The 8,828-nt window shown below is 43.6% G+C and carries 8 protein-coding genes; 4 read left to right on the forward strand and 4 right to left on the reverse strand.

All coding sequences use genetic code 11. The features are described from left to right. Nucleotides 1-266 precede the first annotated feature (266 nt). The 3 genes from pgsA to uvrY are packed head-to-tail and all read right to left on the reverse strand — an operon-like array spanning nucleotide 267 to nucleotide 3,363. Nucleotides 267-824: a CDP-diacylglycerol--glycerol-3-phosphate 3-phosphatidyltransferase gene (gene pgsA, locus ACTRWI_RS21250; RefSeq protein ID WP_004741263.1), complete on the reverse strand. Its 558-nt coding sequence runs from the start codon at nucleotides 822-824 to the stop codon at nucleotides 267-269. A 46-nt stretch (nucleotides 825-870) separates the two neighbouring features. Then, complete coding sequence (uvrC, locus tag ACTRWI_RS21255) at nucleotides 871-2,703, reverse strand: excinuclease ABC subunit UvrC (protein ID WP_499133723.1); 1,833 nt, start codon at nucleotides 2,701-2,703, stop codon at nucleotides 871-873. Between the two features lie 15 nt (nucleotides 2,704-2,718). Then, nucleotides 2,719-3,363 carry a UvrY/SirA/GacA family response regulator transcription factor gene (gene uvrY / locus ACTRWI_RS21260; RefSeq protein WP_499133724.1) on the reverse strand — a complete coding sequence of 215 codons (645 nt, stop codon included), beginning with the start codon at nucleotides 3,361-3,363 and terminating at the stop codon, nucleotides 2,719-2,721. Between the two features lie 426 nt (nucleotides 3,364-3,789). On the opposite strand from uvrY, the gene ACTRWI_RS21265 reads away from it, so the two are divergent. Then, on the forward strand, nucleotides 3,790-6,153 hold the full coding sequence (locus tag ACTRWI_RS21265) for a DNA polymerase II (RefSeq protein WP_499133725.1): 2,364 nt from the start codon (nucleotides 3,790-3,792) through the stop codon (nucleotides 6,151-6,153). Nucleotides 6,154-6,239: 86 nt separating this feature from the next. On the opposite strand, the gene ACTRWI_RS21270 is transcribed toward ACTRWI_RS21265, so the two are convergent. Then, on the reverse strand, nucleotides 6,240-7,022 hold the full coding sequence (locus ACTRWI_RS21270) for a hypothetical protein (protein WP_499133726.1): 783 nt from the start codon (nucleotides 7,020-7,022) through the stop codon (nucleotides 6,240-6,242). A 122-nt stretch (nucleotides 7,023-7,144) separates the two neighbouring features. Here ACTRWI_RS21270 and efpL point away from each other — a divergent pair, with 122 nt between their 5' ends. From efpL to ACTRWI_RS21285, 3 genes are all read left to right on the forward strand, one after another. Continuing rightward, nucleotides 7,145-7,714, forward strand: coding sequence for an elongation factor P-like protein EfpL (gene efpL / locus ACTRWI_RS21275; RefSeq protein ID WP_499133727.1), 570 nt, complete (start codon nucleotides 7,145-7,147; stop codon nucleotides 7,712-7,714). A 10-nt stretch (nucleotides 7,715-7,724) separates the two neighbouring features. After that, the gene (locus tag ACTRWI_RS21280; RefSeq protein ID WP_004741258.1) at nucleotides 7,725-8,054 is read left to right on the forward strand and encodes an HI1450 family dsDNA-mimic protein; all 330 of its coding nucleotides are present in this window, start codon (nucleotides 7,725-7,727) and stop codon (nucleotides 8,052-8,054) included. Nucleotides 8,055-8,201: 147 nt separating this feature from the next. Further along, nucleotides 8,202-8,684, forward strand: coding sequence for an RNA methyltransferase (locus ACTRWI_RS21285; RefSeq protein WP_004741257.1), 483 nt, complete (start codon nucleotides 8,202-8,204; stop codon nucleotides 8,682-8,684). The last annotated feature ends 144 nt before the right edge of the window (nucleotides 8,685-8,828 follow it).

An 8,828-nucleotide genomic window follows, 5' to 3' on the forward strand; every position in this document is an offset into this window, starting at 1 on the left:
TTAGTAAAACCAACTGAATCGCCCATTGCCATCCTCTTGGGTACGGGATGCATTCTACGGATTCGAGCGGATGAGTCAATAATATTTTTGTATTTTTAATTCGTTTGAATAGATTTCATACTAAACAGGCTAAATAGCTGACTTTATGTGCAAGACACACCGTGTATCGGCTATTCAAAAGAGATCTATATCACATTAGATATCCAGTATTGATTATTTGACCTTAGGTTAAAGATCAAAAAAGCGAGCCTTAGCTCGCTTCTTAATCAATGATGTTTTTCGTCTAACAAATCGTCTTTGGCAGCCATTAAGTATTGTGCCATTGACCAGTAGGTTAGAATCGTTGCAACGTACAAAGCAATGTAGCCAACCCAAATCATCCAGTCGTCATAGCGCCAGATAAGCACCCACAACGCGAACATCTGAGAAACCGTCTTAACTTTACCGACCCAGGAAACCGCTACACTTGCACGTTTACCGATTTCAGCCATCCATTCACGAAGTGCAGAGATGATAATCTCGCGAGCTATCATGGTGACAGCTGGGATAGTGACCCAAATTGAGTGGTAATGTTCGGTAATCAAAATAAGAGCCGTCGCAACCAGAACTTTGTCTGCGACAGGGTCAATAAAAGCACCAAAACGAGACGTTTGCCCTAGCTTACGAGCAAGCATGCCATCTAACCAATCAGTAAAACCCGCTACCCAAAAAACCATCGCAGCAGCAAAAGGAGCCCATTGGTAAGGTAGATAAAAAACAACAACGAATACTGGGATCAAAAATAGTCTCAGTAAGGACAAAATGTTAGGTATATTCAAACGCATATTATTGGGCTCTTATTAATTGCGTTTTAATGGTGCTGGATTTTTACTATTGTTTCAATGCTTGATAAATGTTTTCTGCCAAAGAATGACTAATGCCCGGCACTTTGGCTATTTCTTCAACAGTTGCACGCTTGAGTTCTTGTAAGCCACCCATGTATTTCAGCAAAGCTTGGCGACGCTTCGGTCCTATCCCTTCAATTCCTTCCAAGGCACTGGTTCGACGCGTTTTACCACGCTTCGCTCTATGCCCTGCAATCGCATGATTATGGCTCTCATCACGAATATGCTGAATAAGGTGCAAGGCTAGTGCATCACTTGGCAAATTAAACTCTTCCCCTTCAAGTGTAATGAGAGTTTCTAAACCTGGTTTACGCGTCACGCCTTTGGCAATACCCATCATTCTCGGCCTGAACGGCCAATCTCCCCAATATTGAGAGACAATCTCATGAGCGCGGTTAAGTTGACCTTTACCACCATCGATAAAAATAATGTCAGGGATCTTATCATCATCAAGCTGCTTCGAATAACGTCTCTCAAGCGCCTGAGCCATTGCTGCATAGTCATCACCACCTGTAATGCCTGTGATGTTGTAGCGACGATACTCAGGCTTAACAGGGCCTTCTTGGTTGAACACCACACAAGATGCAATGGTACTTTCACCCATGGTATGACTAATATCGAAACATTCCATACGCTTAATCGCGTCCATCGACAACACTTCTTGAAGCTCTTTGAAACGCTGATTAATCGTCATCTTGTGATTAATCTTAGTGGTAATCGCCGTTAACGCATTGGTATTCGATAGCTTAAGATAGCGACCACGAACGCCAGAAGGATTAGTATTGAAGTGGATTTTACGACCAGCTACTTCACTTAAAGCTTCCTGAATAGGAGTGACGTCTTCCATCAAATCAGCATTCAGAATCAAACGAGTTGGAATGGTTCTCGCTTCTTTGTGTGCTAAGTAATACTGGCTTAAGAAGCTAGAGAAAACCTCTTCACGCACGGTATTGTTTGGGATCTTTGGAAAATGACTTCGACTGCCCAAGACTTTACCTTGGCGAATCATCAAAATATGAATACACGCCACGCCATTTTCTTGTGCAAAGCCAAGCACATCCATATCTTCCATGGAATCGTCAGATACGTATTGCTGTTCTTGCACGCGTCGAATCGCTTGGATCTGATCACGGAAAGTCGCAGCTTGCTCAAAGCGGAGCTCACGGCTTGCTGCATCCATCTTCTCGATAAGCGTTTCAAGCACTAACTTATCTTTTCCTTGCAGGAACAAACGAACATAGTCGACCAGCTCGCTGTACTCTTCGTCAGAAATGATTGAACTGACACATGGCGCAGCACAACGACCAATTTGATACATCAAGCAGGGGCGAGTTCTGTTGGCATAAACCGTGTCTTCACACTGGCGAGCAGGGAAGATTTTTTGGATTAGGTGTAGCGTCTCACGTACAGCGCCGGAGTCAGGGTAAGGACCAAAGTATTCACCTTTTTTCTTTTTAGCACCACGATGCATCGACAAACGAGGATGCTTGTGACCACTAATAAAAATATAAGGGTACGACTTATCATCACGCAGGAGCACGTTGTATTTGGGCAGGTACTGCTTGATGTAGTTGTGCTCAAGGATAAGAGCTTCAGTTTCCGTGTGCGTTACAGTGACATCGATCTTGTCAATGTTGCTGACTAAAGCGCGTGTTTTTTCACTGTCGACTTTTTTACGGAAATAACTAGAAAGGCGTTTTTTGAGGTTCTTTGCTTTACCGACGTAAATAACGACAGCCTCAGCGTTATACATTCTATAAACGCCGGGCTGCTCGGTTACTGTCTTGAGGAATGAGGCTGAGTCAAACAAGTTGGTCACTATACGATCTCAGTATTAAAGTGTCTCAGTATCTAACATTCCATGTCTAATCGCTAAGTGCGTTAGCTCTACATCACCACTGATGTCCAGTTTGCTGAACAAACGGTAGCGGTAACTATTAACTGTCTTAGGACTTAGATTGAGTTGTTCTGAAATATCCGTCACTTTCTGACCTTTGGTAATCATCATCATGATTTGAAGTTCACGTTCAGATAAGTCTGCGAATGGATTTTCAGACGCAGGCGAGAGTTGGCTCAAAGCCATCTGCTGCGCAATTTCTGGTGAAATGTATCGTTGGCCGCTGTTGACCACACGAATTGCATTGACCATTTCATCCGGACCTGCCCCTTTAGTAAGGTAACCAGCAGCTCCAGCTTGCATCACTTTAGTTGGAAACGGATTTTCCGTATGAACAGTTAGAACGATGATTTTAACATCAGGGTTGAAACGCAAGATCTTTTTGGTTGCTTCTAAGCCACCAATACCAGGCATATTCATATCCATCAAAATAACGTCAGTATTGTTAGTACGACACCATTTTGCAGCATCTTCACCGCTCTCAGCTTCCCCTGCTACGTTCATTCCACGGACGTCTTCAATAATACGTCGTATCCCTGTGCGAACCAGCTCGTGATCATCTACAAGGAAAACATTTATCAAACTTGTATCTCCACACTATTAATTGGCTCTGCAACCACTGTGTCGTTTCATCTGTTTGAAACAATCGGACAAAGGAACAGTGAATCGCAGCATTGAGTACATCTTAACTTAATTACTAAGGAAAAGCTCTGTTGAATATGTGCTGAAACACTAACTTCAGCAAGTACGCATTTATAAAAAGGTACGCTAAAAACACAAGCTTTCACTAAAAATCAGATAGTTAAGAAAACACCCAATAAAATTACATAAGATAAAGATATTTTCAATACAATTAAATGACCATTCTCGACAATTTCACTTTTTTGCTTACAGAGTCCCGTTATTTACTGCTACTAACGAGTATTTAATGACTATCTTTGCAGCCTATTGTGCGTAATCTAGCGCTAGATGGTAGTATTCACTCCCCCGTATCAATAGGTTATTACATTGGATATTCAGCAAGGCTTTGTACTTACAAGACAGGCGAGAGATTTGTCAGGGCGCACACAGATCGACTTGTGGTTAAGCACACCGGAAGGCCCTACTCTTCTGACTATTCAAAACCAAAAGCCAGTGTTTTTTGTTGCTCAATCTGATGTACCCGCTTGCGAGTCGATTGCAGCCAAAGAGTCCATTGAGTGCCAGTTTAAATCTCTTGAGCTTACAACTTTCGAGCAAACCCCTCTCGCGGCTTGTTATACAGCACTATCGCGAAGCAGCTTTGAGTTAGCACATGCCTTCAAGAGCGAAGAAATCCAGACTTTTGAGAGCGATATTCGCCTTGCGGATCGATTCCTAATGGAACGTTTTATCAAGGGGAGCATTGAATTTACCGGAACGGCTGTGCAGAAAAATCTGCACCGTAGAGTCTCCAATGCCAAGTGCAGAGCGGGTAATTACTTGCCAACATTATCGATGGTTTCTCTGGATATTGAATGTTCAGAAAAAGGCGTGCTCTACTCCATTGGTTTAGATAGCCCAATGGACAGTCGAGTGATTGTGATCGGCGAGCCACAGCAAGCTGAAACCAATATCCAATGGGTCGCGAACGAAAAAGCCCTGCTTGAAGCCATGATCGTATGGTTCTCTGAATTTGACCCAGACATCATCATTGGTTGGAACGTCATTGACTTCGACTTCAGGCTCTTGCATAAACGGGCGGAATGGAATGAGGTGAAGCTCAATATCGGTCGAGATAATCAATCTAGCTTCTTCCGTAGCTCTGCACAAAGCCAACAAGGCTTCATAACCATTCCTGGCCGTGTTGTCTTGGATGGCATCGACATGTTGAAGACAGCCACCTACCACTTTCGCTCATGGTCGCTTGAGTCGGTCTCTCGTGAGCTGCTTGGTGAAGGTAAAGATATCCATAACGTTCATGACCGCATGGATGAGATTAATCGAATGTTCAAGTTCGATAAGCCCTCATTGGCTAAGTACAACCTGCAAGACTGTGTGTTGGTAAATCGAATCTTCGAACACACCCATCTACTCGATTTTGTTATTGAGCGCTCTCGCTTGACCGGTGTTGAGCTAGACCGTGTTGGCGGCTCTGTTGCAGCCTTTACCAATTTATATCTACCCCAGATACACAGAGCAGGCTATGTTGCCCCGAATCTAGAACCAGAGAACTGGATTGCAAGCCCCGGTGGCTACGTGATGGACTCCATTCCTAATCTTTATGACTCGGTATTGGTACTCGACTTCAAGAGCCTGTACCCGTCCATCATTCGTTCATTTTTGATTGATCCCATGGGGCTAATCGAAGGTTTAAAATTGGACATCGGCCCGGCAGAAAACCAAGCCGTTGATGGTTTTCGCGGCGGGCAATTTCACCGCACCAAACACTTCTTACCAGAGATGATCGAAAACCTTTGGGCAGCACGTGACGTTGCAAAGAAAAACGACGAAAAAGCCTTCTCTCAAGCCATTAAGATCATCATGAACTCTTTCTATGGTGTGTTAGGTTCATCAGGCTGCCGCTTCTTTGATACTCGCTTGGCGTCATCAATCACCATGCGTGGTCATGAAATCATGAAGCAAACCAAGGTTCTAATCGAAGACAAGGGCTACCAAGTGATTTATGGGGATACCGACTCGACCTTCGTTTCCCTCAATGGAAGTTATGACCAAAAGCAAGCCGACGAGATTGGCCATCAACTGGTGGCTTACATTAACAACTGGTGGACTGAACACCTGAAAGAGACCTATAACCTGACTTCAATTCTTGAACTAGAATACGAGACTCACTATCGCAAATTCCTGATGCCAACCATTCGTGGTTCGGAAACTGGTTCGAAGAAGCGCTACGCAGGTTTAATCAATCATGGTGACCAAGAGAAGATCATTTTCAAAGGGCTTGAGAGTGCACGAACAGACTGGACACCACTGGCGCAACAGTTCCAACAAACTTTGTATGAAATGGTATTCCACGACCAAGATCCGTCCGACTATGTCAGGCAGTTTGTTGATGAAACTTCAGCAGGCAAACATGACGATTTACTGGTTTACCAGAAGCGTTTGCGTCGCAAGCTGTATGAGTATCAAAAGAACATTCCACCACAAGTTCGAGCAGCTAGAATGGCAGATGAGGTCAATACAAAACTAGGACGCCCGCTTCAATACCAAAACAAAGGGCGTATTGAATACTTGATTACCTTGAATGGCCCAGAGCCCAAAGAATATTTGAAGAGTACTATCGATTATCAGCATTACATCGATAAGCAGATTAAGCCTGTGGCTGAAGCGATTTTACCTTTTATTGGATTAGATTTTGAGAGAGTTAGCGGGCAGCAATTAGGTTTATTCTAAGATTATTGTCTGAGTTTAATCAGAACAAAAAAGCAGAGGAATGCTCAATTCGCTCTACTTTTTTTATATATGTGGGGTATGAAGCTTTACCCTATTCGAAATTCAGTTTTCTGATACTGCTTAACCAGCCATTCACCAAATCCATCCAGAATGCCGATCACTGAACGCTTAGGAATCGGGCGACCTGAAAGTAAAATACCCAGTCTTTGAATTTCGACTTCTCTATCTGGATGATATTTCAGGAACTGCTGACCACACTCGACAGGATTATCGAACCAAGACTTGTCACGATACATCACCAAAGAGTAACTCGCTCGCAGCAGTTTCTTAGCGATGATCACTTGCGCGGCGACTTGCTGCTCAGGTGTTGCTGCCCGTACAATTTTGTTTCGATATACCGCTAACCAATTTTCAACGTCCATATTCCAATGTTTGGCAATTTCCCAACTGGTTTCGAAATCACCATAACAATCTGATAAATCTTCACCGTATACACAAACCGATAGGTGCTTGAGCATAAAGCCCCACGTGAAAATATTATCGAAGTCGACAACGTCACTCATCAAAGTGGTTTTTATTGCCACCTGAGTGACTTGAGAAAAGCTCTTTTGGAAACGCCATTTGATGGTGTTTAACAATGTGGTTCGCTGGTCCGGGAACGGACGGTGTGTCACCACAACCACATCAAGATTTGAGCGACCCGCTACGGCTTGCTTACGAGCAACACTGCCATAAATATAGACACTGTGAAGATTAGAACCTAGCCCACCTTTTAAGAAGGTAATCAGATCGTTAACCACAGGTTGGAATTCAGGTTGAAAAGGCTGTGTAGGGTCAATAACAGGTAACTGCATAGGTCGTTTTGGCAAATATAATCATGATTTAACTGTGACTCTATGATCGCTTAGGTGACTTTATGATTCAAGCTATTCCTATTTATAGCATCTCCGAGATATAATCAGTGGATAGACCCAATAAGGACAAACACAAAATGCCTAGAGCAAGTGAAATTAAAAAAGGTTTTGCTATCACTGTAGAAAGCAAAACAGTCATTGTTAAAGATATCGAAGTAACAACACCAGGTGGCCGCGGCGGTCAAAAGATTTACCGTTTCCGTGGTAACGACGTAGCAACTGGCGTGAAAACTGAAGTTCGCCACAAGGCTGACGAAATCGTTGAAACTATCGACGTAACTAAACGTGCTGTAATGTTCTCTTACGTTGATGGCAACGAGTACATCTTCATGGACAACGAGGATTACACACAATTCATCTTCAACGAAGAAACTATCGAAGACGAACTACTGTTCATCAACGAAGACACTCAAGGCATGTACGCTATCCTTATCGACGGCAACGCTGCAACACTTGAGCTACCAACATCTGTTGAGCTAGTTATTGAAGAAACTGACCCTTCAATCAAAGGGGCATCAGCGTCTGCTCGTACTAAGCCAGCTCGTCTTTCTACAGGTCTTACTATCCAAGTACCTGAATACATCGCGACTGGCGACAAAGTAGTAGTAAACACTGCTGAACGTAAATACATGAACCGCGCAAGCTAAGATACTTATTATGACCGAAGCTAACGACCTAATGTCTTATGACGACGCAATTGATACTGCATACGACATCTTCCTAGAGATGGCACCCGACAACCTTGAACCTGCAGATGTGATTCTATTCACGGCTCAGTTTGAAGACCGTGGCGCTGCAGAGCTTGTTGAAACAGGTGATGATTGGGTTGAACATGTTGGCTTTGAAGTCGACAAAGAAATCTACGCAGAAGTGCGCATTGGTCTTGTGAATGAAGCTGATGACGTTCTAGACGACGTATTTGCTCGCATGCTAATCAGCCGTGACCCAGAGCATAAGTTCTGTCACATGCTGTGGAAGCGCGATTAATTCGGCTGCCGACGCTCAACTTCATGAGTATACAAGCACTCATGTAAACGAGTTAAAAATTTAGCCGAGCCACTTGCTCGGCTATTTTTATCACGCTACTTCCCTGCATGAACACTCTCTTTCATTATCAACTCTGTAGTCACTAATATGACCAAAGCAAAAACAGATACACAATCCAAAGGCTATGCCTGCATTGGCCTAGTTAATCCAAAGACGCCTGAAAACGTAGGCTCTGTAATGCGAGCGGCTGGCTGCTACGGCGCTAACTCTGTATTCTATACGGGCACACGCTACGATCATGCCCGAAAATTCCATACCGACACCAAAGAGAAGCACTTAGAGCTACCACTGATTGGCGTTGAAGAGCTGAAAGACATTATTCCAGTAGGCTGCGTACCTGTGGCCGTTGATCTAATTGAAGGTGCGAAGCCTCTACCAGATTACAAACACCCACCACGCGCTTTTTATATTTTTGGTCCTGAAGATGGTACCTTGAAAAAAGAGATCACAGACTTCTGCCGAGACACGATTTACGTTCCGACCAATGGTTGCATGAACCTCGCAGCATCTGTAAATGTTGTGCTTTATGACCGCTTGGCGAAGGGGGACAACTTTTCAAATCATAAGTAGAAGAGATACGAACAGATTATAGATTCGCGTAAACGAGATAAAAGATGCGAAGATCACACGTGATATCGTTTATAACAGCATGATTTCGCCACTCGCTTACCTCATCTTCTATTTCTTCAGACGTAAAAAACCTGCTCAGTTAGC

It is taken from the genome of Pseudoalteromonas sp. G5_S1_14_S5, from assembly GCF_054968605.1.